Source organism: Paraoerskovia marina DSM 21750 (genome assembly GCF_000701465.1).
GTDB lineage: Bacteria > Actinomycetota > Actinomycetes > Actinomycetales > Cellulomonadaceae > Paraoerskovia > Paraoerskovia marina.
Map to the genome: position 1 here is coordinate 20,966 of NZ_JNIY01000009.1, position 23,990 is coordinate 44,955.

Below are 23,990 nucleotides of genomic sequence, written 5' to 3' on the forward strand. Positions count from 1 at the left end.
CTCCCGAGCATGACGCGGAACATCGAACTGGCAGTGGTGGCGGGCGACGGCATCGGGACCGAGGTCGTCGACCAGGGGCTCGCAGTCCTCGAGGTCGCGGTCGCGGGGGAGGACGTCGCGATCTCGACGACACCCTTCGAGCTTGGCGCGAAGCGTTGGCACGCCACAGGCGAGACGCTCACCGACGCGGACCTCGAGTCGATCCGGGCCCACGACGCGATCCTGCTCGGGGCGATCGGAGACCCGACGGTGCCCTCCGGCGTCCTGGAGCGCGGCCTGCTGCTCAAGCTGCGATTCGCGCTGGACCACTACGTCAACCTGCGCCCTGGCAAGCTGTACCCCGGCGTCACGTCACCGCTGGCCGACCCGGGCGACGTCGACTTCGTCGTCGTCCGGGAGGGCACCGAGGGCCCCTACGGCGGCGTCGGGGGTGCGGTGCGTGTGGGGACCCCGCACGAGATCGCGACGGAGGTCTCGGTCAACACGGCGTTCGGCGTCGAGCGAGTCGTCCGCGACGCCTTCGCCCGTGCTCAGGCGCGTCCGCGCCAGCACCTCACGCTGGTCCACAAGCACAACGTGCTCGTCCACGCAGGGCACCTGTGGCGCCGTACCGTCGACGCGATCAACGCCGAGTTCCCGGACGTCACCACGGACTACCTTCACGTCGACGCCGCGACGATCTTCCTCACCACGAACCCGTCGCGTTTCGACGTGATCGTCACGGACAACCTGTTCGGCGACATCATCACCGACCAGGCTGCCGCCATCACCGGCGGCATCGGTCTCGCGGCCTCGGGCAACATCAACCCGGACCGCACGGCCCCGTCGATGTTCGAGCCCGTCCACGGGTCCGCGCCCGACATCGCCGGGCAGGGAAAGGCCGACCCGACAGCGACCGTCCTCTCGGTCGCCATGCTCCTTGACCACCTGGGCCTCTCCGCGGCCTCGGCGCGGGTCGAGGCCGCTGTCGCCGCCGACCTGGTCGAGCGCGGCGGTCGAGTACGGTCGACGGCCGAGGTGGGGCGCGATCTCGCTCAGCGCATCGCGCGCTGAGCGCTTCGCGCGACCGTACTCGGCCGTCCGACCCGTCGTCGTCCGTCCATCAGCGCACGGACGTCCGCTGTGGGTGTGCCGGACCGCGAGGTCGTTCTATCGCTGCGGTCGTGGAAAACTACAGGGGTCGTCCGGTGAAAGGCCCTATCGATCATGAGCACCTCGCTTCCGCAGCACCCCCTCTCGCAGTCACTCGAAGATCTCGTCGAGCTCTTCGACGTCCGGCCCTCGGCCGCGCCCATGGCAGACGCCGACCGGGAGCTGGCGCTCGCCGCGCCCCGGTTCGGCACGGTCTTCACGGACCACATGGCGCGCGTGACGTGGAACGCCACCGACGGGTGGTTCGACCGTCGCGTCGAGCCCTACGGTCCGTTGCAGATGGACCCCGCCACGGCCGTCCTGCACTATGCGCAGGAGATCTTCGAGGGGATGAAGGCCTACCGTCACGCTGACGGTTCGGTATGGACCTTCCGCCCCGAGGCGAACGCGCAGCGCTTCGCGCGGTCGGCGCAGCGCCTCGCGCTTCCGTCGCTGTCGATCGACGACTTCATCGCGGCGGTCGCGGCACTCGTGCGGGTCGACGCCGCCTGGGTGCCGTCGGGGGAGGAGTCGAGTCTCTACCTGCGGCCCTTCATGTACGCGTCGGAGCCCTTCCTCGGCGTCCGTCCCAGCCTCGAGGCCGAGTTCCTCGTCATCGCCTCCCCGGTCGGGCCCTACTTCGCCAGCGGCGTGCAGCCCGTCTCGATCTGGATCGAGCGTGACCTGTCGCGCGCCGGTGCCGGCGGTACGGGTGCCGCGAAGTGCGGCGGCAACTACGCGTCGAGCCTGCTCCCGCAGACCATCGCGCAGGAGAACGGCTGCGACCAGGTCTGCTTCCTGGACGCCGCGACGGGTACCGCGCTCGAAGAGCTCGGGGGCATGAACGTCTTCGTCGTCAAGACCGACGGATCGGTCGAGACGCCCGAGCTGACGGGGTCGATCCTCGAGGGCGTGACCCGGTCGTCGATCATCCAGCTCCTCCAGGACGCGGGGCACGAGGTCCGGGAGCGTCGCATCCCGTTGGACGAACTGCTCGAGGGCATCGGCGACGGGTCGGTCGCGGAGATCTTCGCGTGCGGCACCGCGGCGGTCGTGACGCCGATCGGTCGCCTCGCCGGGACGTCCTTCGACCAGACGATCGCCGACGGTGGCGCGGGGTCGGTCACGATGTCGGTCCGTGGCGAGCTCACCGACATCCAGTACGGCCGCGCAGCCGACCGGCACGGGTGGCTGCGTCGGCTCGTCTGACCGCTAGTAACTGCGGCGAGGACGGATCGTTTTCGCCGCAGTTCCGGTCAGGAGCGACCAGACGGCGATGCCGATCAAGAGGTTGAGAGCGGACGTGAACGCGGCCGTGATCGTGTCGTCGGTCCAGGCGAACGGCAGCGACGCCGTCAGTGCGACGACGAGGAACATCAACCAGCCGAAGAACAGTCGTGGTCGCGGTGCGATCAGGGCGAGCAGGACGAGCACCCCGGCCGCGAGGAACGTCAGGAGCGCTCCGGCCACCGCGAACGCACCGGCGTCGGTGCTCGCGCCGAACGGGTTCGGCGGCGCGATGACGTCCAGGTTGAAGACGGACTCCAGGACGACGGTGGCGACATATCCGACGAGGGCGGCCACGGCGGCCGTCGCAAGCGTCCCGCCGACGAACCGCTTCGCGTCGATGACCGGGGTCGACGGTGTCGACACGAACTCCTCCGGCTCTTGCGTCGGCGCAGGCTGTTGCTGGGGTACGGCCGACTCGGCCGGGTAGCTGGCCGGTGGGTTCTCGTTCGCGGGGACGCGCGGGATTCGGCGGGTGGGCTCTGGACCCTCATCCGGATAGCTCATCGTCTCTCCTTGGCGGTTCGGTGCTCGAACTCGCTGTCATGCCCGCGGGCTGGACGCTCGCGAGGTGGTGGTCCGCAGTGTGGCAGTATGTGGAGCGTGACACACATCGTCTCGCTTATTATCGCCTAGCGCGTCCGATCCAACCGATCGCACGCGCTGACCTCCCGCACCCCGGGGGGTTTTTTTGTGGCCGGACGCCACCCCTGTCCGACCCAGATCCTGGTGCCGCACGGCCTCACGAGGGCGACACGGCAGCAACGGCGAGAAGTACTCGGTCACGGATGCTCCACGGCGTCCGCATCTCGACCCCTAGAGTGGGCTCGCCGAACCCGACGCGGCGCGGCCGTCCATCGCCCCAACGGAGAGTGACACCGATGAACCCGACCTTCGACGTCTACGACACGACGCTCCGCGACGGTGCGCAGCAAGAGGGAATGAACCTCACGGTCGCGGACAAGATCGCGATCGCACCTCTGCTCGACGAGCTGGGCGTCGGGTTCATCGAGGGTGGCTGGCCGGGAGCGATTCCGAAGGACACCGACTTCTTCGGACGGGCGGCCCGGGAGCTGAACCTGAAGAACGCCGTCCTCGCTGCGTTCGGCTCCACCCGACGGGCCGACAGGCGCGCGGGCGACGACCCGCAGGTCCGCGCGCTGCTCGACTCGCAGGCTCCCGTCGTCACGCTCGTCGCCAAGTCCGACGTCCGGCACGTCGAGCGCGCGCTGCGCACGACGCCGGACGAGAACCTGGCGATGATCCGCGACACCATCGAGTTCCTCACCCGCGAGGGCCGCCGCGTCGTGCTCGATGCCGAGCACTTCTTCGACGGCTACCGGTTCGACCCGGCGTACACGCGCTCGGCCGTGGTCGCGGCCGTGGAGGCGGGCGCCGAGGTCGTCACCCTGTGCGACACCAACGGTGGGATGCTGCCGCGACAGGTCACCGCGATCGTCACCGAGCTGCGCGAGGCGCTGGGGCACGGCGAGGACTCGGTATATCGCCTCGGCATGCACGCGCACAACGACTCGGGCTGTGCCGTCGCCAACTCGATCGCCGCCGTCGAGGCGGGGGCGAGCCACGTCCAGGGGACGTTGAACGGCTACGGGGAGCGCACCGGGAACGCCGACCTCGTCGCGGTCGTTGCGAACCTCGAGCTCAAGGACGGCCGCACGTTGCTGCGCGGAGGCGGGATCGCCGAGGCGACGCGGATCGCGCACGCGGTCTCCGAGATCACCAACATCTCGCCGTACGGGCGCCAGCCGTACGTCGGTGCGAGCGCGTTCGCGCACAAGGGAGGTCTGCACGCCAGTGCGATCAAGGTCGACCCGGACCTCTACCAGCACATTGACCCGCGCGCCGTCGGCAACGACATGCGCATGCTCATCTCGGACATGGCCGGGCGGGCCTCGATCGAGCTCAAGGGGCGAGAGCTCGGATTCGACCTCACCGGTCAGGGAGAGCTGCTCACCCGTGTCACGACGCGGGTCAAGGACCTCGAGGCGAGCGGGTACACCTACGACGCCGCGGATGCCAGCTTCGAGCTCCTCCTGCGCGAGGAGATCACGGGGGAGCGGCCCGCATTCTTCCGCGTCGAGAGCTGGCGGACGATCGTCGAGCGCGCCGGCTCCCGCGGTGCGGAGGCGACCGCCGAGGCGACGGTCAAGCTGCACGCCGGCGACGAACGCCACGTCAGCACCGGCGAGGGCAACGGGCCCGTCAACGCCCTCGACCACGCTCTCCGTCAGGCGTTGACGGCCGTGTACCCGGAGATCGAGGAGTTCCGGCTCATCGACTTCAAGGTCCGGATCCTCGACACCGACGCCGGGACGGACGCGACCACGCGCGTCCTGATCGAGTCCACCGACGGCAGCACCTCGTGGTCGACGGTCGGCGTCGGCCCGAACCTCATCGAGGCGTCGTGGGAGGCGCTGACCGACTCGGCGATCTACGGCTTGATCCACGCGGGCGTCACACCCCGCTAGGCCGCCGGCCGCGTCCGGGAACCGGATGCAGCGACGCTCCGCCCGCTCGCGGTCACGGATGATCCGCGCCAGGATCGACCGATGGGGAGAGTCGGCGGGGCGTTGCGGTGGTTCCGTGACAACGACTGGACGCGTGATCTGACGATCGGCGCCCTCCTCGCTCTGTTCGGGCTCTGGCTGGCGGCGACGATCGAGGACCGTGTGGCCCAGCGTCAGGAGGTCGCCGAGAACACCCGGTGGGTGCGCGAGCTCTCGGTGCGAGACATCACCGACCCGTCACTCGTCGGTATCGACCTGGCCGGGGCCGAGCTCAGCGGCCTCGACATGGCGTGCGGGGACGACTCCGAGGTCGGCGACGACGGGGCTCGTGCCGCGAACGAGCGGTGCTGGGACCTGCGGCTCGTCGACTTCTCCGGCGCCTCGATGGCGGGTGTCGACCTCGCCGGTGCGGACCTGCGCGGGGCGACGTTCGTCGGCAGCGTGCTCGCCGGCGCGGAGCTCGCGAACGCCGTGGGCCCGACGTACAGCGACATGCGCGACGCGGTCCTCGTCGGTGCGACGCTCGACGTCTCGGGACTCGATCTCGTCGACCTGCGCGGGGCTGACCTCAGCGAGGCGGACCTGCGGGGGACGCCGGGCGGGTCGACCTGCTGGGACGAGTCGACGACATGGCCGAGCGGTGCCGACCCGGGGGCGGTCGCGGCCGGCGCCTGTGACGCCGTGGCGCAGGCGCTGCGGATCTCGGAGCAGGACCTCGGGCTGCTGCTCGAACCGCTCGACGACTCGGACTGATCGCCCGAGGGTGACCGAGGAGACAGGTCAGCCTCTCGCCGTCGTGCCGACGGGGCAATACGCTGTCGACATGCGCGGAGAGTACAAGGTCCCAGGTGGAAAGCTCGTGGCGGTCGACGTGGAGACGGAGGACGGGCGGCTGGCCCGAGTTGCTGTCAGCGGCGACTTCTTCCTCGAGCCCGACGACGCGCTCGAGGACATCGACGGTGCCCTCCTGGGCATGCCCGAGACCGCGACGGTCGCACAGCTCGCCGGAGCGGTCGAGTCGGTGCTCGGCGACGACGTGACCATGGTCGGGTTCACCCCCGAGGCGGTCGCGATCGCGGTACGTCGCGCGCTCGGGCACGCCACGGACTGGTCCGACCACGTCTTCGAGATCATCCACGACGGCCCGGAGAACCCGGCGATGCAGATGGCGATCGACCAGGTGCTGGCCGAGGAGCTCGACGAGGGGCGTCGTGGCCCGACGCTGCGCATCTGGGAGTGGGCGGACCCGACCGTCGTGATCGGCTCGTTCCAGTCGTTGAAGAACGAGGTCGACACGGAGGCTGCCGACCGCCACGGCGTGACGGTCGTCCGCCGCGTCTCGGGCGGTGGCGCGATGTTCATCGAGCCTGGCAACACGATCACGTACTCCCTGACCGTCCCCGGGTCGCTGGTCGAGGGCCTCAGCTTCGAGCGCTCGTACTCGTTCCTGGACGACTGGGTGCTCGGGGCGCTCGCGGACGTCGGTGTCCAGGCGACCTACCAGCCGTTGAACGACATCGCCTCGCCCGCCGGCAAGATCGCGGGTGCCGCGCAGAAGCGGCTTCGAGGGGGAGCGGTGCTGCACCACGTGACGATGGCGTACGACATCGACGCGGACAAGATGCTCGACGTCCTGCGCATCGGTCGGGAGAAGATGAGCGACAAGGGCACCAAGAGCGCCAACAAGCGCGTCGACCCGGTCCGCTCGCAGACCGGGATGGCCCGTGAGGACGTGATCGAGGCGTTCAAGTCGCACTTCCGCGGCCGCTATCGCACGCAGGAGAGCTCGGTGACGCCCGAGGAGCGGGCTCGCGCCGAGGAGCTCGCACGCCTCAAGTTCGCGACGCCCGAGTGGACCGCGCGCGTGCCCTGAGACCGGGCATCCGTGACCGTGGGACGAACGACGCGGTGCCGCGCAGCAGAGGCTGCGCGGCACCGCGTCGTTCTTGCTGTGACAGCCGGTGTCAGCGAACGGGCGCTGCGAGCTTGCGCACCGTCACCGTGTTCTCGTGGATCCGCTGCTCGCCGTGTCCCTCGAACCCGAGGCGGCCGTGGAACCGGAGCGAGCCGGCGTTCATCGGGTCGATGTTGACCTCGCAGGTGACCGCGTCGCGCCCCTCGGCTCGGGCGATCTCGAAGATCCGGTCGTAGAACTGCTGCCCGATCCCCAGGCCGCGGGCCTCTTCGCCCAGCACGATCCGGTCGACGTAGTAGTGCGAGAAGTCGCGGTCCTCGAACCAGGTGTAGTTCTCGGCGTCGAAGTCGTCGATGCCGCCGTCGAACGTGACGACGAATCCGAGCGCCTCGTCGGACTCAGGGGCCGCGGCGACGAGGGTGAGGGTGGAGTCCTCGACGAGGCGCGCCATGTCCTCGATCGGGGTGATCGGCACCGCGGGGGCCGATGCGTTGTTGAGCTCGACGATCCGCTCGATGTCATCGGTGCGTGCTGGCCGGAGAACCACGTCGTCGGGTTCCACGGTGCGCCCTGCGATGTCTGCGGTCGTGCTCGTCATCTGGTTCCTCTCCTCAGGCGGATTCGTGCGCCCGGGTGAGGAGCGCACGCGGCGCACGCAGCACGATTGCTGCCTGCTCCGCTCCACGGGCCTGGTGCAGCCGCGCCGTCAGGCGCTGGAGCCCGCGAGGACGATCGGTGGAGGCTCCGCGCTGGTGCTCCTCGTCCTGCTGGCAGCATCGCGGGGCGAACGTTGACCGTCCATCCTCGCTAGCATAGCGAGAACGATCGCGGACCGACACCGGACCTGCATAGAAGAAGTGTCAATCGTTAGTCAAGCCCGATTGATCATTCGGCCGCCGAGGCCTCGCCCCGACCGGCGTCCGCCCGCAACATCTCGACGGTGACCGTCCCGCCCTTGGTGATCTGCTCGCCCACGCGCTCGAAGCCGAGCCGGTGGTGGAAGCGCAGGGAACCGGGATTCGGCGGGTCGAGGTTGACCTCGCAGGTCACGACCGCCAGGCCCCGGTCCGCCGCCGCCGCGAACGCGGCCTCGTAGAGCGCGGCACCCCATCCCTGGTTGCGTGCGTCCTCCGCGACGACGATCCGGTCGACGTAGAGGTGCGACGCCTCGCGCTCCTCGAACCACGCGTAGTTCTCGCTGGCGTATGCCGCGCCGGGGGTGACGAGAACGAGCAGCGCACGCGGGGTCTCGGGCTCGGCGGGGTCCACGCCGACGAGCGAGGCGTCGGCGACGGCGAGCAGATCACGGATCTCCTCGGCGGACATGGTCGGCACGGCCGGGTAGGCGGCGTTGTTCAGCTCGACGAGAGCCGCGACGTCGGCCTCGGTGGCAGGGCGGAGTGCGGGGCGGTCGCTCATGCGGGGTCTCCTGTGATCGGTGTGGAGGTCGGGGGTGTGGGGCGTGGGCCGAACACGGCCGTCCCGACGCGGACGACGGTCGCGCCCTCGGCGATCGCGAGGTCGAGGTCGCGGCTCATCCCCATGGACAGTTCTCGGGCCTCGGAGGTTCCGGGGGCACCGGAGGCGTGCACGGCGTCGCGGATCGTGCGCAGCCGCGAGAAGCCGGCTCGGACGACGGCAGCGTCCGCGGTGTTGGCGCCGATCGTCATGAACCCCTTGAGGCGCAGGTACGGCAGCGTGGCGACCTCGAGCGCGAGCTGCCTCGCGTCGTCGGCGGCGACACCCGACTTGGACGCCTCGCCGGAGACGTTGACCTGGATCATGACGTCGAGGTCGTGCCCTGAACGCTCGCACCGGGTCGACAGGGCGCGAGCCAGCGCGAGCGAGTCGACGGACTGGATCCCGGACGCCGCGGCGAGAGCGGCGTTGATCTTGTTCTTCTGCAGGTGCCCGATCAGGTGGACCGTCAGCGCCCCGGCCGCGACAAGATCGGCGAGCTCGGGGGCCTTCGCCGTGAGCTCCTGGACCCGGTTCTCGCCGATCAACGTGGCCCCGGCCTCGACGGCCTCCCGGACGGCGTCGGCGTCCTGCGTCTTGGTCGCCACGAGGACCCGGATCTCGGCGGGGTCGCGGCCGGCGTCGCGGGCGGCCCGCTCGACGCGCGCGTGGACCTGGTCGAGACGGTCGGCTACGGAGGACACGTGCCGAGTGTAGGTGCCCCGGGGTGTCATCATGGACGGGTGCGCACACTGTTGAACATCATCTGGCTGCTCTTCGGCGGGGTCTGGCTCGCGCTGGGCTACGTGGTCGCGGGGATCGTCTGCTGCATCCTGATCGTGACCATCCCGTTCGGGATCGCCTCGTTCCGCATCGCGGGATACGCCCTGTGGCCTTTCGGTCGCACCGTCGTCGACAAGCCGACCTCGGGGGCGTGGTCGACGATCGGCAACGTCATCTGGCTCCTCGTCGCGGGGATCTGGCTGGCCATCAGCCACGTGCTGACCTCGATCCCGATGTTCCTGTCGATCATCGGGATCCCGCTCGGGATCGCCAACCTGAAGATGATCCCGGTCTCGCTGCTCCCGCTCGGAAAGGACATCGTCCCGGTCGACGCGCGGTACCAGGCGTACACGCCTCCGGCAGGGCAGTACCCGCAGAACCCGCAGTACCCGACACGCTGACCGCCTGCTGATCAGCCGCTGACCGCCACCGGCGCGGCGCTCAGGACGACGTGTCGGAGCGGGCGATCGGCGCGACGACGGCGTTCGTCAGGTGGGCGAGGTCAGTCGGGGAGAGGCCGATGTCCAGCCCGCGTCGCCCGCCGGAGACGTAGACGGTCTCGTGCTCGCGGGTGCTCTCGTCGATCACCGTGCTGTGCGGGTGCCGTTGTCCGAGCGGCGAGATCCCCCCGACGACGTAGCCCGTCGCGCGCTCGGCGTCGGCAGGGTCGGCCATGGTCGCCTTCTTGGCCCCGACCGCGTGGGCGAGGGCCTTGAGGTCCAGGGATCCGGTGACGGGCACGACCGCGACGACGAGGTGGCCGTCCACGCGCGCCATGAGCGTCTTCAGGACGCAGGCAGGGTCCGCGCCGATCGCGGCCGCCGCCTCGAGCCCGTACCCGAGCGTGCTCGACGGGTCGTGCTCGTACGGATGCAGCGTGTGTCGAACACCCGCGCGGTCGAGCGCCGTGACGGCGGGAGTCCCTGCGTGCGGCATCTGCTTCTTCTTGCTCACGTGCCGATCATGCCGTGGCCGGGCGGCCCGTGCGACCGCGTCACATCGGCCCGACGGACTCCACGCGCAGCACGACCTCGCCGGCCTCGTCGCTCGCCGGGAGGTCGACGACGGCGGTGATCGCCCAGTCGTGGTCGCCGTCGGGGTCGTCGAGGATCTGCCGGACCCACCACGTCCCGCGTTCGACGGACGTCCCGGCCGGTGTCGTGCCCGACTCGAGGATGTGGATCATCGACGTCGCGCGAGCCTGGGGGCCGATGCCGATCGCGTCGTCGCCCTGTGCCTCGAAGAGCGGGTCGAGGGCCTCGCCCCACGCGTCGGCGTCCCAGCCGTCCGTGCCGTCGAGCTCGGCGAGCGCCTCGTACCGCTCGTTCGCGGCGAGCTCGACCCTGCGGAAGAGCGCGTTGCGGACGAGTCGGCGGAACGCGCGCGGGTTGCCCGTCACCGGGCGCACCGGCTCGTCGGTGTCCGCACCGGCGAGCGGGGTGTCTCCGGTCGCGCCGTCCGCGTCGTCGTCGACGGGGTTCGCCAGGCGCTCCCACTCGTCGAGCAACGAGGAGTCCGTGCCGCGGACGAGCTCGCCGAGCCACTCGGTGACCTCGTGGACGTCCTCGGTGCGGTGCTCCTCGGAGACGGTCTGTCGCATCGTGCGGTAGGCGTCCGCGAGGTAGCGCAGCACCACGCCCTCGGTGCGCTCGAGCCCGTAGCCGGACACGAACTCGCCGAACGTCATGGCGCGCTCGAGCATGTCGCGGACGACGGACTTCGGCGAGAGCTCGGCGTCCGCCACCCAGGGGTTGGCCTTCTTGTAGGTCTGGAACGCAGGCTCGAGGAGGTCGGCCAGCGGCTTGGGCCACGTGACCTCGTCGAGCAGCTCCATGCGCTCCTCGTACTCGATGCCCTCGGCCTTCATCGCGGCCACGGCCTCGCCGCGTGCCTGGTGCTGCTGACCGATCAGCACCTGGCGCGGGTCCGAGAGCGTGGACTCGAGGACGGAGACGACGTCGAGCGCGTGGGTCGGGGACTCGACGTCGAGCAGGTCGAGGGCAGCCAGCGCGAACGGGGACAACGGCTGGTTGAGGGCGAAGTCGCGCGGCAGGTCGACGACGAGCCGGACCTCCGGCCTCTCCCCGCGCGGGTGCGACGGGTCTGTGACGCGGTAGCGCTCGACGATCCCGGCGATCCGCAACGACCGGTAGATCCGGAAGACCTGGCGCACGTGCCGGTCGCGCTGGGCCTCGGTGTCGTGGTTGGCGGTCAGGAGGTGGCGCATCGCGGCGATCGGGTCGCGTGCCTCGCGTCCGGTGAACGGGTCCTCCACACCACGGGCGAGGACGTTGAGGACCATCGCGTGGCTGACCGTGAAGTGGCTCGTCAGCGGTTCCGGGTCGGCGTCGCGGAGTCGCTCGAACGTCGCGTCCGTCCAGTTCACCGCGCCCTGGGGTGCCTTCTTGCGCACGAGCTTCTTGAGCTTCTTCGGGTCGTCGCCCGCCTTGGCGACGAGCCTGCGGTTCTCGATGACGTGCTCGGGCGCCATCACGAGCACCTCGCCGAGGGTGTCGAACCCGGCGCGTCCGGCGCGACCGGCGATCTGGTGGAACTCGCGCGCCGTGAGGTGCCGCATCCGCTCGCCGTCGAACTTCACGAGGCTGGTGAGCAGGACGGTCCGGATCGGCACGTTGATGCCGACCCCGAGCGTGTCCGTCCCGCAGACCACCTTGAGCAGACCCGCCTGGGTCAGGCGCTCGACGACGCGCCGGTACTTCGGGAGCATTCCCGCGTGGTGGACGCCCACGCCGTGGCGCAGGAACTTGCTGAGCGTCTTGCCGAACCCGGTCCCGAACCGGAAGTCGCCGAGCTCGGCGGCGATGGCGTCCTTCTGCTCGCGGGTGCAGAGCTTGGTGCTCAGCAGCGACTGGGCGCGGTCGATCGCGTCCTTCTGCGTGAAGTGGACGACGTAGACGGGCGCCCGGTGGGTCGTGACCAGCTCCTCGATGACCTCGCCGACCGGGTCGAGGACGTAGGAGAACGTGAGGGGCACGGGGCGGTCGGCGCTCGTGACCTCGGCGACCGGCCTGCCGGTGCGCTCGGTGAGGTCCTCGACGAACATCGAGGTGTCGCCCAACGTGGCCGACATGAGCACGAACTGCGCCTGCGGCAGCTCGAGGAGGGGGACCTGCCACGCCCAGCCGCGCTGCGGGTCGGCGTAGAAGTGGAACTCGTCCATGACGACCTGGCCGACGTCGGCCTGGTCGCCGTCGCGCAGGGCGATGTTCGCGAGGATCTCGGCGGTGCAGCAGATGATGGGCGCACCCGGGTTGACCGACGAGTCGCCGGTCATCATCCCGACGTTCTCCGAGCCGAAGGCCGCGACGAGATCGAAGAACTTCTCGCTGACCAGGGCCTTGAGCGGGGCCGTGTAGAACGTCCGACCGGTCCGCCGGTTGCGGTGCGCGGCCAGGGCGGCAAAGTGTGCCGCGACCGCGACGAGCGACTTCCCCGACCCCGTCGGTGTCGCCAGGATGACGTGCGAGCCGGAGACGATCTCCATCACGGCCTCGTCCTGGTGCGGGTAGAGGTCGATGCCCCGGGCCTCCGCCCAGCCGGTGAAGCCCAGGTACAGCTCGTCGGGGTCGGGTCGCATGCCGATCACCTGCTCGGGCAGGTGACTGGCCAGGCTGGCGGGGCGGGGCGTCGTCGTCATCGCCGCCCATCCTCCCACCTGGCGGGGACACGGACGGCGCGGACGAGCGCGAAGCGCTGCTCTGCCCTAGCGTCGCCTGCACGGCTGGACGCACCCGGCGTCACCATCCGAGACAGGAGGCACTCCGTGGAGGCGTTCCAGGAGGCGGTCATCGACCCGCTGAGCAACCTGCTGTACTCCTATGTCCTGATCTACGTGCTGCTCGGCGCGGGCGTGTACTTCACGATCCGGACGCGATTCGTCCAGGTGCGCCTCTTCGGCCTCATGCTGCGTGTGGTCGGCGGATCCACGGACGACGCCAAGGACGGGATCTCGTCCTTCCAGGCGTTCGCCGTCGGCCTGGCCTCGCGCGTCGGCACCGGGAACATCGCCGGAGTCGCGGTCGCGCTGACACTGGGTGGCCCGGGTGCGATCTTCTGGATGTGGATGGTGGCGCTGGTGGGGATGGCCACGGCGTTCGTCGAGGCCACGCTCGGCCAGATGTACAAGGTGCGCTCCGACGACGGGTCGTTCCGCGGTGGCCCCGCCTACTACATCCAGCGCGGTCTCGGGTCGCGGAGATGGGGGATGGTCTTCGCCGTCCTCCTCATCTTCGCGTTCGGGTTCGCCTTCAACATGGTCCAGGCCAACACGATCTCCGACGTCCTCGGTGCCACGGGCGCCGTCTCCCCGGCGTGGACGGCCGTCCTGCTGATGATCATCGTCGCGCCCATCCTCTACGGCGGCATCCGGCGCATCGCGACGTTCGCCGGCTACGTGCTGCCGTTCATGGCCGGTGCCTACCTCCTGCTCGCCCTCGTCGTCGTCCTGACGAACCTCGGTGCTGTCCCCGAGGTGTTCCGCCAGATCGTCGACGGGGCGTTCGGGCTCGACGAGGCGCTCGCCGGAACGGCCGGTGGAGTTCTCGCCGCCGTCCTCAACGGCGTGAAGCGAGGGCTCTTCTCCAACGAGGCCGGGATGGGGTCCGCCCCCAACGCCGCGGCCACCGCCACGGTGAGCCACCCCGCCAAGCAGGGCCTGGTCCAGTCGCTCGGCGTCTTCGTCGACACGATCGTGGTCTGCTCGGCCACGGCCTTCATCATCCTGATCGCGGGCCCGTCGGTGTACCAGCCGGGCGTCACGGGGGAGGCCGCCGGGGCGTCGCTGACCCAGGCTGCGGTCGCCGCAGAGCTCGGTACGTGGACCACCTGGCCCATGACGATCCTCGTCTTCGTCTTCGCGTTCTCCTCGATCCTCGGCAACTACTCCTACGCCGAGGGGAACCTGACGTTCCTGGGCGTCCGGGGTCGGGCACTGACCGGGCTCCGCACGCTCGTCCTCGCCAGCGTGGGTGTCGGGGCACTGGCCACGCTCACCACCGCGTGGGCGCTCGCGGACGTCGCGATGGCGTTCATGGCCCTCGTCAACCTCGTCGCGATCGTCCTGCTCGGCCGATGGGCGATCGGGGCGCTGAAGGACTACGAGTCGATGCGCCGCCGCGGCGTCGACGAGCAGTTCGTCGGGGTCGGGAACCCGAACCTTCCGGGGGACCTGCCCGGGGACGTCTGGACGCCGTCGGAGTCCTCGACGGGCAGCTCGTCTAGCTGAGGTCCCAGAGCAGGCGGTAGTAGGAGATCTTCGCGGGGTCGGGGGCGAGCCCGTAGCCGGCGTACAGCGCGTCCTCGTACCCCTCGCCGTAGTTCCACCCCGTGCTCCAGGCCGCGACGGCCAGGTCCGCCCAGCGGTCCGCCACGCCCAGGGTCCCGAGGTCGACGTGCCCGGCGAGCGCGCCGTCGTCGTGGAGCAGGGTGTTGGGCAGGCACGCGTCGCCGTGGCAGACGACGAGGTCGAGGGGAGGCGGGGAGGCGAGGAGCGAGAGCGCCTCGCCGATGCTGTACCCGCGGTGCTCCGGTGCCCACAGCGCGCGGGAGTCTCCGCGGTCGACGCGCGTCCGGGCGTTGGCGACCCTCGCCGCGATCGACCATTCCGTCGGGCACGTCTCGACGGGCAGCGAGTCGTGGAACGTGCGCAGCCCCCGTCCGACGGCGCGCGCAGCCGCCTCGGGGTCGGCGAGCCAGCGCTCGGCGACGGCACTGGACCCGGGAAGCGTCCGCGTGACCATCCAGGACCCCTCGGGCGAGGATGCCTGCCCGACGACCTCGGGCACCGCCACGTGCGGGGCCGCCCAGGAGATCCGGTCGGCCTCGACCGTGACGTCGATCCCCGAGGATGCGGGGGCCCACTTGACGTGGTGCGCGCCCGCTCGGAACGTGAGCACGCCGGTGGTGCCCTGCCAGACCGGCACCACGTCGTCGGTCGCGACCCCGAGCAGGGTGAGCAGGGACGTCACGTGGGGCGGGAGAGCGACCGGCCCGGAAGGTGGGCCCGCGATGACCGTCATGAGCGCAAGTGTGGCGTATGGGTCAGATCAACGGAAGTCGGTCGCAGACCTCGACGAGCCGTCCCCGGAGCGCCTGCCCTCGTTCGGCGAACTCGCGCTGGGAGCGCACGTACTCGGCCTTGCCCGACGCCGTCTCGATCGGTACGGCGTCGAGCCCGTAGGACGACACGTCGTACGGGGACGCGCGCATGTCGAGGTAGCGGATGTCCCGTGCCAGCTCGAAGCAGTCCAGGAGCAGGTCCCCGGGGACGGCGGGGGAGAGCTTCGTCGCCCACTTGTACAGGTCCATCCCGGCGTGCAGGCACCCGGCCTGCTCCGTCGCCGGCTGGTTCTCCCGGGTGGGGCGCCACTGGTTGTGGTCGCGGGCCTCGGGCGTGAAGAAGCGGAACGCGTCGAAGTGGGAGCACCGGACGGGGTGCTGCTCGACGACCGCGTCGGTGCCCTCGTGACCGAGCCTCAGCGGGAGCGGGTGCCGCTGGTCGCGACCCGCGGCGCGGTCCTTGTAGACCATCGCCCACTCGTGCAGGCCGAAGCAGCCGAAGTGGCCCGGTCGTCCGGCCGTCGCCACGAGCAGTGCCCTGACGCGGTGGACGGTCCCGCCACGCTCGGCGACGAACGCGTCCGCGTCGAGCGCGACCGTCGCGTCGGGCAGGCGCGCGTACCAGCGACACGTGCTGCGCTCGGCGAGGTCGGTCTCTGCCGCGCCGGTCCCGTCGCCGGCGAGAGCTCTGCCGACGCCCGGGTGCCACCGGCGCAGGTGGCTCACGCGGGTGGGGTAGTAGGAGAACAGGAAGTCCTCGATCGCGTGCTTCTCACCGCGGTCGCGGGACGCTCGCCAGGTGGCTGTCAGCGCGTCGGCGCGTCTCGCGTGGTCGGCCGCGGCGGGCTGCCAGGTCGCGGCCGGAATCACGGCGGTGGTCGAGGGGAGCATGCCTCCAGCCTAGGACGATGCCAGCGTCGGCCGGTGTCGTCGTCGATCTCGAAGTACAGGTGCGCGTGGGCCGCGCATCCCGGGTTGAAGGACGCCTCGCACCCCGGGCACGACGTCACGCCGCGGTACTCGGGGACCGTCATCGTCCGGCCGCACACGCCGCACCGGGCGGCGGGCTCGTCGAACCGGTCGGCAGGACGCGGAACGGCGGTGTGGTCCGCGGTCTCCTCGTGGCACGCGTGGCACGGGAACCAGGCGTCGCAGCACACGAGGTGCAGAGCGACGACGTCGAGCGGCCCGCCGTGGTGGACGCATCGGCTCTGGTCGTCGACGGGGCAGCCTCGGAGGGGGTGTGGGCCGGTCACGGGCGCAACCTATCGCACGGGTCTGCCGTGGAGTCCGTGTGAGCGGCGTGCGCAGACGCCGGACGGGTCAGGGGCAGATCTCCTGTGTGCCGCCGGTGATCACGAGTTCCCGACTGCTTCGGCCCGCACAATCGAAATGTGGGTCTCGCCCACGCCGCGCGTGGTCCCGACGGCAGCGCGCCACCCGACACCAGGAGGAGACATGGACGACCGCAGCAGGCCCGCCGAGCCGACGGACACGCCCCGGCAGTACGAGCTCGGAGAGGTGGTGAACGGCCACGTTCTCACCGAGGGTGGCTGGCAGCCTGTCGAGCCGTCGGCGGAGCCCGCCGACAAGGGAGGGTCCGGACTCGCCGTCGCGAGCCTCGTCCTCGGGATCATCGCGGTGGTTCTCTGCCTCGTCCCGATCGTGAACAACCTCGCGATGGTGCTCGCGCTCGTCGGGCTCCCGCTCGGCGTCGTCGCCCTCGTCGGCGCGATCCGCAAGGGGAGGGGTGGTCGAGGAATGGCGATCGCGGGGATCGTCCTTGCGATCACCGCGGGCATCGGTGTGCTCGCCTCGCAGTCGGCCTACGGCGAGGCGATCGACGAGATCACGTCCGACGTCGAGGAGACCGCCCCGTCGACCGGCGACGACGAGGGGCAGGAGACAGCCCCCGACGACTCCACGGACGGCTCGACCGAGGATGCCCCGGCCGACGACACCTCGGGCGAGAGCGACAACGCCTCCTTCGGCAGCACCTACACGTACGACGACGGGCTGGCGGTGACGATCTCCGAGCCTGAGTCGTTCACGCCCGGCGAGTGGGCGTTCGGGGGCGAGGACGCTCCGGCGCACGTGAAGTTCACGATCACCGTCGACAACGGGACCGACGAGCCCTTCGACCCGTCCTTGTTCACGACGAGCCTGGCGTCCGGCGGCGCCGAGAGCGACTCCGTCTACGACGACGACATCAGCGGCTCGCCCGACACCAAGGTGATGCCGGGCAAGAGCGTCTCGTTCGTCGTCGGCTACGGGGTCGAGGACCCGGACGACCTGACGATGGAGGTCTCGCCCGACTTCCTCGAGCACGAGGAGATCCTCGTCGCCTCCTGATCCTGGTCGTCAGAACAGCGCGATCTTCTCCGGCCGGGGGAAGATCTCGTCCAGGCGCGCGGCGTCGTCGTCGCTCGGTCGCCACGTCGACGCCGCCGCGTTCTGGGCGATCTGCTCGGGCGTGGTCGCCCCTGCGATGACCGAGGCGACGGCGGGCTGCGCGAGGAGCCAGCCGAAGGCGACCTGGAGCTCGGTGACGTCCCGCTCGACGCAGAACTGGTGGAGCTGGTCGAGCTGCTCCCACGGTGCGGTCTCGAGCAGTCCGGGCTTGTTCCGCACGAGGCGGCTGTCCTCGGGCCGGTTGCCGCTCGTGTACTTGCCGGTCAGCAGGCCGTTGGCGAGCGGGAAGTAGGGAAGCACGCCGATGCCGTACGCCTGCGCCGCGGGCAGCACCTCGAGCTCGGCACGGCGGTCGAGAAGGTTGTAGTGGTTCTGGGCCGAGACGAACCGGGTGGTGCCCTGCGACCGGGCGACGTGCTCGGCGTCGGCGATCTGCCACCCGGCGCGGTTGGAGTGCCCGACGTACCGGACCTTGCCCTGACGGACGAGGTCGTCGAGGGCGGAGAGCGTCTCGTCGACGGGAGTCTCGTCGTCGGGGGTGTGGAACTGATAGAGGTCGATGTAGTCGGTGCCCAGGCGGCGCAGCGAGCCCTCGACCGCCTTGGCGATGTAGCGGCGGGATCCTCGGGCGCGAAAGTCCGGCCCGTTCAGACCGCGGGTCGGCATCCCGAACTTCGTCGCGACGACGACCTCGTCGCGGTGCGCACCCAGGGCGCGACCCAGGAACTCTTCGCTGAGCCCCGCGCGGGCGCCGTAGTTGTCGGCCGTGTCGAAGAACGTGACACCGGCGTCGAGCGCACCGTGCACGACGTCGCGACTTCCCTCGAACGTCGAGGTCACGGCATTGGTCCGGCCCAGGTTGTTGCAGCCGAGACCGACTCCGGTGACGGCCAGGCCCGAGCGGCCCAGCCTGTTCAGGTCGAGCCGGGGGGCGGGGTTCGTCGAGGTTGCGTGCGCCGTCATGATCCGACGATAGCGTCGCTCGGCGGAGGGCATGACTGGCACTCGCTCAGCATGCGAGAACGGGCCTGCGTTCGGGAGGCGTCGCCATACTGTAAGGACATGACCAACTCTTCCGCCGAGCCGCTCGACGCCCCCACCGGGGCTCGCGGCAGCACTCCGAGCAAGGAGTCCGAGTCCTACACGCACGGGCATCACGAGTCCGTCCTGCGCTCCCACCGATGGCGGACCGCGGAGAACTCTGCCGGTTTCCTGCTGCCGCACCTGACGGAGCAGGCCGCGGTTCTCGACGTCGGCTGCGGCCCCGGCACGGTCACGGTCGACCTCGCGCGGCACGTCCCCGGGGGGAGCGTCGTCGGCGTCGACGCGTCCGAGAAGGTGCTCACGGCGGCACGGGAGCACGCGGCGGACACCGAGGTCTCGAACGTCGAGTTCCGGCGGGCCGACGCCTACCACCTCCCGTTCGAGGACGACACGTTCGACGTCGTCTACGCCCACCAGGTGCTCCAGCACCTGTCCAACCCCGTCGCCGCGCTGCGCGAGATGCGCAGGGTCGCGAAGCCTGGTGCGTACGTCGCGGTCCGGGAGTCGGACTACGCGGCGATGACCTGGTACCCGGACTCCCACGGGCTCACGGAGTGGAACGAGCTCTACCACGAGGTCACGCGCGCCTACGGCTTCGAGGCGGACGCGGGCCGGAGGCTGCTCTCCTGGGTCCAGGAGGCGGGCTTTCCGGCCGAGACGATCACGCCCTCGGCGGGTGTCTGGAGCTACTCGACCCCGGCCGACCGTCGCTGGTGGGGCGGACTCTGGGCCGAGCGGTGCATCGAGTCGAACTTTGCCGTCCAGGCCAAGGAGTCCGGGCTCGCCGACGACGTCGCGCTCGAGCAGCTCGCGCAGGACTGGCTGCACTGGGCGGAGGAGCCCGCGGGGTGGTTCGCCGTGCTGCACGGCGAGGTGCTCGCCCGCGCCTGAGCATGACCGCGCGTCACGGGGGATAACCTGGTTCCGTGCGCATCGCGAGATTTACCACTGGAGACGACCCCCGCTACGCCTTCGTGCAGGAGGAGGGCGACAAGACCTTCCTTGCCGTCCTGAGCGGTGACCCGCTGTACCAGCCGGCGATGCCGACGGGGGAGCGGATCGAGCTCGGCGACGGTGTGCGCCTGCTCGCCCCCGTCATTCCCCGGTCCAAGGTGGTCGGCGTCGGCCGCAACTATGCCGACCACGCCAAGGAGATGGGCAACGACCTCCCGCAGCGGCCGCTGATCTTCTTCAAGCCCAACACGGCCGTCGTGGGCCCCGACGACCCGATCGTGCTTCCTGACTTCACGCAGGAGGTCTCGTACGAGGCCGAGCTCGCCGTCGTCATCGGGCGGCTCGCGAAGAACGTCGATCCCAAGGACGCGCTCACCTACGTCCTCGGCTACACGGTGGCCAACGACGTCACCGCCCGGGATGCGCAGCGCGGCGACGGGCAGTGGGCACGCGCCAAGGGCTTCGACTCGGCCTGCCCGCTCGGACCGTGGATCGACACGGACCTCGACCCGGACGACGTCGGCGTCTCGTCACGGGTGAACGGCACTCCTCGCCAGGACGGCCGGACGCGCGACATGATCTTCGACATTCCCTATCTGATCTCGTACATCTCCGAGGCGTTCACGCTGCTTCCTGGCGACGTCATCCTGACCGGTACCCCCGCGGGAGTCGGACCGATCGTCGAGGGGGACCGCGTCGAGTGCGAGGTTGAGGGCCTCGGCGTGCTCGCGAACCCGGTGGTGCGCCGCTAACGACGCACCACCGGGTCGGCTCGCACTCCTGCCGCCTCACGGCAGGGTACGTCCGGGGCTCGAGCTCAGTGGTCGTGCCCGGCCTCGCCGGCAGGAGCATTCACGGCCACGGCCTGGGCAGGCGCGACGCCCGGTGCGAACTCCCCGCTGACTGTCCACGTCTCCGTGTCGACGGCGACGATGCGCTGCCCGGCAGGATCCGTGACATATGCCGTATGTCCGACGACGGCGAGTGTCGGCGCGACCTGACCGTGGCCCTCGGGGATCGTGTAGGCATCGATCGCCTCGACCGTGCCGAGCGTTTCGCCCGTCTCCGGGTCGATGCCGACGAGCACGCCGTCGAGACGCAGCGTGAGTGCGGACCCGTCCTCGCCGCGAGCGATGGGACGGTATGCACCGCCGACGTCAGCGGTCGTGAGAGTTGCGTTCGCCAGATTGAGGAGCGAGAGAGTGGTTTCGCCGAAGTTCCCGACGATCACGTCCGAGGCCTGCGAGGCGTAGAGGCTGCCGACGCGGTCGTCGCCCGAACCTTCAGGGTTCGGGACGAGCGAGGCCCCTTCGGTGGTGACGAGCAGCACCCCGTCTGCGCACCCGAATGCGACGGTGTCGTCGTGCGTGGCCTCACCGTGCAGCATGGGGCAGTTCTCGTGCCGGGCGACCTCTTCGCCGTCGGCGTCGCGCACGGCGACGGTGTCGGCGAGCGGCGAGTCGCCGGTGACCTCGCTGACGAGTGTCCCGTCGCCGAACGGGACGACCACTCCGTGGTGCACGGTGCCCGAGTCGACGGTGGTGGTGTCGAGCAGGTCGTCGACGAGTCCGGCGTCGTCGAAGACCTCGGCAGTGCCGGTGCCGTCGAAGTACACGGCGGTGCGGCCGTCGTGGCTGACGACGTGGACGGGTCTGTCCCCGGAGAGCTGGATTTCCCGGAGCGCGGGCTCCTGGACGTAGAAGTGGTCGTGGTCACCGTGCGTTTGGCCGTAGGTGCCGGTGTCGAGCGCTGTGATCGTGCCCTCTTCCGCTTGGGTGAGATAGACGTGGCGGTCGTCGGACGCAACGGCGAGCCGGGGCCGTTCTGCGGTGTCGAACCGGGCGATCTCCGCGAGTTCGTCGGCGGGGTCGAGGACGACGACGCCACCGTCGTGGGCGACGACGAGCCGGGCCTGTGGCTCGTCGGACTCGGTCGCGGCGGTGGTCGTGTCCGACGACGCCGCGACCCCGGTGGTGTCGTCGGCGCAGCCCGTGAGCGCCACGACGGAGAGGGCGAGGAGGGCGGCCGTCTTCTTTGTAGTGAGAATCATTCGCATGAGGAGGATCTAAGCAGAAGTCGAGAACGAATCGCAATAGTGCGACGTGAGCAGCGGTGAGCGGTCGATAGACTGCGCCGTGTGATCCCTGCACCCGGTACCGCCCCCGTCCGTGTCCGCTTCTGCCCCTCGCCGACGGGCACCCCGCACGTCGGGCTGATCCGGACCGCCCTGTTCAACTGGGCGTACGCACGTCACACCGGCGGTGCCTTCGTCTTCCGGATCGAGGACACGGACGCGTCGCGCGACTCTCAGGAGAGCTACGAGCAGCTGCTCGAGGCGCTGCGCTGGCTCGGGCTCGACTGGGACGAGGGCCCCGAGGTCGGTGGCCCGCACGCGCCGTACCGGCAGTCGGAGCGCGGTGACCTCTACCAGGACGTCGTCCGTCGGCTCGTGGAGGGTGGCTATGCCTACGAGTCGTTCACGACGCCGGAGGAGACGGCGGCCCGCAACGCCGCCCGGGGGATCAAGACCCAGGGCTACGACGGGTTCGACCGCGACCTGACGGACGAGCAGAAGGCGGCTTTCCGTGCCGAGGGGCGGACCCCGATCCTCCGTCTGCGGATGCCGGACGAGGACATCACGTTCACCGACGTGATCCGCGGAGAGATCACCTTCAAGGCCGGTACCGTCCCGGACTTCGCGATCGTGCGGACCGACGGCAGCCCCCTGTACACGCTCGTCAACCCGGTCGACGACGCGCTGATGAAGATCACGCACGTGCTGCGCGGCGAGGACCTGCTCTCCTCGACACCTCGTCAGATCGCCCTCTACCAGGCGCTCGTCGCGATCGGTGTCGCGGACGACGTCCCCGAGTTCGGCCACATGCCGTACGTCATGGGCGAGGGCAACAAGAAGCTCTCGAAGCGTGACCCCGAGTCGAACCTCTTCCTGCACCGGGACAACGGCTTTACGCCGGAGGGTCTGCTCAACTACCTCGCACTTCTCGGGTGGTCCATCTCGCCGGACCACGACATCTTCACCGTCACGGAGCTGGTCGAGGCCTTCGACATCCACGACGTCGTCGCCAACCCCGCCCGGTTCGACATCAAGAAGGCCGAGTCGATCAACGCCACGCACGTGCGGCGTCTCGAGGCGGACGACTTCCGCGACCGGCTCGTGCCCTACCTGCACGCGGCCGGAGTCGTTCCCGCGGACTCGTTCGCGGACCTCGGCGCGCGCGACCAGGAGGTCCTGACGGCGGCCGCACCGCTCACGCAGGAGCGCATGACGCTGCTCGGTGAAGCAGTGGGGATGCTCGGCTTCCTCTTCACCGACGACGCCGACCTCGTCGTCGAGGACGACGCCCGCAAGGCTCTCAAGGAGTCGGCGGCCGAGGTCGTCGACGCCGCGGTCGCAGCCCTGGACGGTCTGGACGACTTCACCGCCGAGCCGATCCAGACGGCGCTGAACGCCGCCATCGTCGAGGGCCTCGAGATGAAGCCGCGCCTCGCGTTCACTCCGCTGCGCGTCGCGGTCAGCGGCCGCCGCGTCTCCCCGCCCCTCTTCGAGTCGATGGAGATCCTGGGCAAGGACTCCACGCTCGCGCGGCTCCGCAGCCTCCGTTCGACGCTGTGATCTCGCGGTGAGGCGGGGCTTCGACGAGGTCGAGGCCGTCGTCTTCGATCTCGACGACACCCTCGTCGACACGAAGGTCGCCTTCGCGGCCGCGATCGGTGCGGTGGCGACGACGTATCTGCCGCACCTTCCGGCCGACCGTCACCCGGAGGTCGTCGCGACGTGGCGTGCGGACGTCTCAGGGAGGTACCGCGCCTACACGCGCGGGGAGCTGTCGTTCGACGCGCAGCGGATGCTCCGGGCGAATGAGCTCCAGCTCGCGTTCGGCGGCGTCGAGCTCGACGACGCCGCGTACGCGCGGTGGCGGGACGCCTACTCCGCGGCGTTCCGTGGTGCTTGGGTGGCGCACGACGACGCGGCGCCGGCCCTGCAGGAGCTCGTCCGGAGGGGATTCCGGGTGGGTGTGCTGACGAACGCCGCCCGCGAGATGCAGGTCGAGAAGATCGCCCGGACCGGCCTGGCGGACCTGGTGCCGCTCCTCGTGGCCGTCGACGACCTGGGGGTGGGCAAGCCTGACCCTCGCGTCTTTCACGAGGCGTGCCGACTTCTGGGGACCGAGCACGCCCGGACGGTCTACGTCGGGGACGAGCTCGACGTCGACGCCCGGGGTGCGATCGCCGCAGGGCTCCACGGCGTCTGGATCGACCGTCCCGGGGCCCGGCGCGGCGGGCCGCACCCGGAGGATCCGGAGGCGGCCCGCGCGTCGGGTGTGACGGTGATCTCCTCGCTGGCCGACCTGACGGACGCCCTGCGACGCTAGGCGCGG

24 protein-coding genes are annotated in these 23,990 nt (G+C 70.4%); 13 read left to right on the forward strand and 11 right to left on the reverse strand.

Annotated features, from left to right (window positions below; all coding sequences use genetic code 11):
• Positions 1 to 9: 9 nt before the first annotated feature.
• Entirely contained in the window at positions 10 to 1,053 is a 1,044-nt protein-coding gene (locus Q343_RS0111490) for a 3-isopropylmalate dehydrogenase (RefSeq protein WP_029253724.1), read from the forward strand.
• 153 nt (positions 1,054 to 1,206) lie between these two features.
• Positions 1,207 to 2,340 carry a branched-chain amino acid aminotransferase gene (locus tag Q343_RS0111495; RefSeq protein WP_029253725.1) on the forward strand — a complete coding sequence of 378 codons (1,134 nt, stop codon included), beginning with the start codon at positions 1,207 to 1,209 and terminating at the stop codon, positions 2,338 to 2,340.
• A 3-nt stretch (positions 2,341 to 2,343) separates the two neighbouring features.
• On the opposite strand, the gene Q343_RS0111500 is transcribed toward Q343_RS0111495, so the two are convergent.
• Entirely contained in the window at positions 2,344 to 2,925 is a 582-nt protein-coding gene (locus Q343_RS0111500; protein WP_155990733.1) for a DUF6069 family protein, read from the reverse strand.
• 374 nt (positions 2,926 to 3,299) lie between these two features.
• Between Q343_RS0111500 and cimA the strand changes: the two genes are divergently transcribed.
• The 3 genes from cimA to lplAB all read left to right on the forward strand — a co-directional run bounded on the left by cimA (position 3,300) and on the right by lplAB (position 6,819).
• Positions 3,300 to 4,907 (forward strand): citramalate synthase, encoded by a 1,608-nt coding sequence (gene cimA, locus Q343_RS0111505; RefSeq protein WP_029253727.1) that lies wholly within the window; start codon positions 3,300 to 3,302, stop codon positions 4,905 to 4,907.
• 81 nt (positions 4,908 to 4,988) lie between these two features.
• Positions 4,989 to 5,699 carry a pentapeptide repeat-containing protein gene (locus Q343_RS14600; protein ID WP_029253728.1) on the forward strand — a complete coding sequence of 237 codons (711 nt, stop codon included), beginning with the start codon at positions 4,989 to 4,991 and terminating at the stop codon, positions 5,697 to 5,699.
• A 70-nt stretch (positions 5,700 to 5,769) separates the two neighbouring features.
• On the forward strand, positions 5,770 to 6,819 hold the full coding sequence (gene lplAB / locus Q343_RS0111515; RefSeq protein WP_029253729.1) for a lipoate-protein ligase LplAB: 1,050 nt from the start codon (positions 5,770 to 5,772) through the stop codon (positions 6,817 to 6,819).
• A 91-nt stretch (positions 6,820 to 6,910) separates the two neighbouring features.
• On the opposite strand, the gene Q343_RS14125 is transcribed toward lplAB, so the two are convergent.
• Positions 6,911 to 7,459 carry a GNAT family N-acetyltransferase gene (locus Q343_RS14125; protein ID WP_081829798.1) on the reverse strand — a complete coding sequence of 183 codons (549 nt, stop codon included), beginning with the start codon at positions 7,457 to 7,459 and terminating at the stop codon, positions 6,911 to 6,913.
• Here Q343_RS14125 and Q343_RS15205 point away from each other — a divergent pair.
• The gene (locus tag Q343_RS15205; protein ID WP_029253731.1) at positions 7,437 to 7,655 is read left to right on the forward strand and encodes a hypothetical protein; all 219 of its coding nucleotides are present in this window, start codon (positions 7,437 to 7,439) and stop codon (positions 7,653 to 7,655) included. The genes Q343_RS14125 and Q343_RS15205 overlap by 23 nt on opposite strands.
• 91 nt (positions 7,656 to 7,746) lie before the next feature.
• On the opposite strand, the gene Q343_RS0111530 is transcribed toward Q343_RS15205, so the two are convergent.
• Positions 7,747 to 8,280, reverse strand: a complete 534-nt coding sequence (locus Q343_RS0111530; RefSeq protein ID WP_043110032.1) for a GNAT family N-acetyltransferase — start codon at positions 8,278 to 8,280, stop codon at positions 7,747 to 7,749.
• The gene (locus tag Q343_RS0111535) at positions 8,277 to 9,053 is read right to left on the reverse strand and encodes a YggS family pyridoxal phosphate-dependent enzyme (RefSeq protein ID WP_052367181.1); all 777 of its coding nucleotides are present in this window, start codon (positions 9,051 to 9,053) and stop codon (positions 8,277 to 8,279) included. The genes Q343_RS0111530 and Q343_RS0111535 overlap by 4 nt, the downstream gene beginning before the upstream one ends.
• Before the next feature lie 9 nt (positions 9,054 to 9,062).
• Between Q343_RS0111535 and Q343_RS0111540 the strand changes: the two genes are divergently transcribed.
• Positions 9,063 to 9,503: a YccF domain-containing protein gene (locus Q343_RS0111540; protein WP_052367157.1), complete on the forward strand. Its 441-nt coding sequence runs from the start codon at positions 9,063 to 9,065 to the stop codon at positions 9,501 to 9,503.
• Between the two features lie 40 nt (positions 9,504 to 9,543).
• Here Q343_RS0111540 and ybaK read toward each other — a convergent pair whose 3' ends face one another.
• Positions 9,544 to 10,056 (reverse strand): Cys-tRNA(Pro) deacylase, encoded by a 513-nt coding sequence (gene ybaK, locus Q343_RS0111545; RefSeq protein ID WP_029253735.1) that lies wholly within the window; start codon positions 10,054 to 10,056, stop codon positions 9,544 to 9,546.
• Positions 10,057 to 10,096: 40 nt separating this feature from the next.
• Positions 10,097 to 12,760: a DEAD/DEAH box helicase gene (locus Q343_RS0111550; protein WP_029253736.1), complete on the reverse strand. Its 2,664-nt coding sequence runs from the start codon at positions 12,758 to 12,760 to the stop codon at positions 10,097 to 10,099.
• Positions 12,761 to 12,886: 126 nt separating this feature from the next.
• On the opposite strand from Q343_RS0111550, the gene Q343_RS0111555 reads away from it, so the two are divergent.
• The gene (locus Q343_RS0111555; RefSeq protein WP_029253737.1) at positions 12,887 to 14,347 is read left to right on the forward strand and encodes an alanine/glycine:cation symporter family protein; all 1,461 of its coding nucleotides are present in this window, start codon (positions 12,887 to 12,889) and stop codon (positions 14,345 to 14,347) included.
• On the opposite strand, the gene Q343_RS0111560 is transcribed toward Q343_RS0111555, so the two are convergent.
• From Q343_RS0111560 to Q343_RS0111570, 3 genes are read right to left on the reverse strand one after another with little or no spacing between them, the layout of a single operon-like run.
• Positions 14,340 to 15,140: an aminoglycoside 3'-phosphotransferase gene (locus tag Q343_RS0111560; RefSeq protein WP_029253738.1), complete on the reverse strand. Its 801-nt coding sequence runs from the start codon at positions 15,138 to 15,140 to the stop codon at positions 14,340 to 14,342. The genes Q343_RS0111555 and Q343_RS0111560 overlap by 8 nt on opposite strands.
• Before the next feature lie 22 nt (positions 15,141 to 15,162).
• Complete coding sequence (locus Q343_RS0111565; RefSeq protein WP_029253739.1) at positions 15,163 to 16,071, reverse strand: 3-methyladenine DNA glycosylase; 909 nt, start codon at positions 16,069 to 16,071, stop codon at positions 15,163 to 15,165.
• Positions 16,047 to 16,436, reverse strand: a complete 390-nt coding sequence (locus Q343_RS0111570) for a CHY zinc finger protein (protein WP_052367158.1) — start codon at positions 16,434 to 16,436, stop codon at positions 16,047 to 16,049. The genes Q343_RS0111565 and Q343_RS0111570 overlap by 25 nt, the downstream gene beginning before the upstream one ends.
• 202 nt (positions 16,437 to 16,638) lie before the next feature.
• Here Q343_RS0111570 and Q343_RS14130 point away from each other — a divergent pair, with 202 nt between their 5' ends.
• Complete coding sequence (locus Q343_RS14130; RefSeq protein WP_043110033.1) at positions 16,639 to 17,532, forward strand: DUF4190 domain-containing protein; 894 nt, start codon at positions 16,639 to 16,641, stop codon at positions 17,530 to 17,532.
• A gap of 9 nt (positions 17,533 to 17,541) precedes the next feature.
• Here Q343_RS14130 and Q343_RS0111580 read toward each other — a convergent pair whose 3' ends face one another.
• The gene (locus Q343_RS0111580; RefSeq protein WP_052367159.1) at positions 17,542 to 18,555 is read right to left on the reverse strand and encodes an aldo/keto reductase; all 1,014 of its coding nucleotides are present in this window, start codon (positions 18,553 to 18,555) and stop codon (positions 17,542 to 17,544) included.
• A gap of 99 nt (positions 18,556 to 18,654) precedes the next feature.
• On the opposite strand from Q343_RS0111580, the gene Q343_RS0111585 reads away from it, so the two are divergent.
• Both Q343_RS0111585 and Q343_RS0111590 read left to right on the forward strand, forming a co-directional pair.
• Positions 18,655 to 19,527 (forward strand): methyltransferase domain-containing protein, encoded by an 873-nt coding sequence (locus tag Q343_RS0111585; protein WP_029253743.1) that lies wholly within the window; start codon positions 18,655 to 18,657, stop codon positions 19,525 to 19,527.
• Positions 19,528 to 19,562: 35 nt separating this feature from the next.
• The gene (locus Q343_RS0111590) at positions 19,563 to 20,342 is read left to right on the forward strand and encodes a fumarylacetoacetate hydrolase family protein (RefSeq protein ID WP_029253744.1); all 780 of its coding nucleotides are present in this window, start codon (positions 19,563 to 19,565) and stop codon (positions 20,340 to 20,342) included.
• A 65-nt stretch (positions 20,343 to 20,407) separates the two neighbouring features.
• On the opposite strand, the gene Q343_RS0111595 is transcribed toward Q343_RS0111590, so the two are convergent.
• Positions 20,408 to 21,640 carry a hypothetical protein gene (locus tag Q343_RS0111595; protein ID WP_052367160.1) on the reverse strand — a complete coding sequence of 411 codons (1,233 nt, stop codon included), beginning with the start codon at positions 21,638 to 21,640 and terminating at the stop codon, positions 20,408 to 20,410.
• Positions 21,641 to 21,727: 87 nt separating this feature from the next.
• On the opposite strand from Q343_RS0111595, the gene gltX reads away from it, so the two are divergent.
• Positions 21,728 to 23,224 carry a glutamate--tRNA ligase gene (gltX, locus tag Q343_RS0111600; RefSeq protein ID WP_029253746.1) on the forward strand — a complete coding sequence of 499 codons (1,497 nt, stop codon included), beginning with the start codon at positions 21,728 to 21,730 and terminating at the stop codon, positions 23,222 to 23,224.
• A 7-nt stretch (positions 23,225 to 23,231) separates the two neighbouring features.
• Positions 23,232 to 23,984: an HAD family hydrolase gene (locus Q343_RS0111605; RefSeq protein WP_029253747.1), complete on the forward strand. Its 753-nt coding sequence runs from the start codon at positions 23,232 to 23,234 to the stop codon at positions 23,982 to 23,984.
• The last annotated feature ends 6 nt before the right edge of the window (positions 23,985 to 23,990 follow it).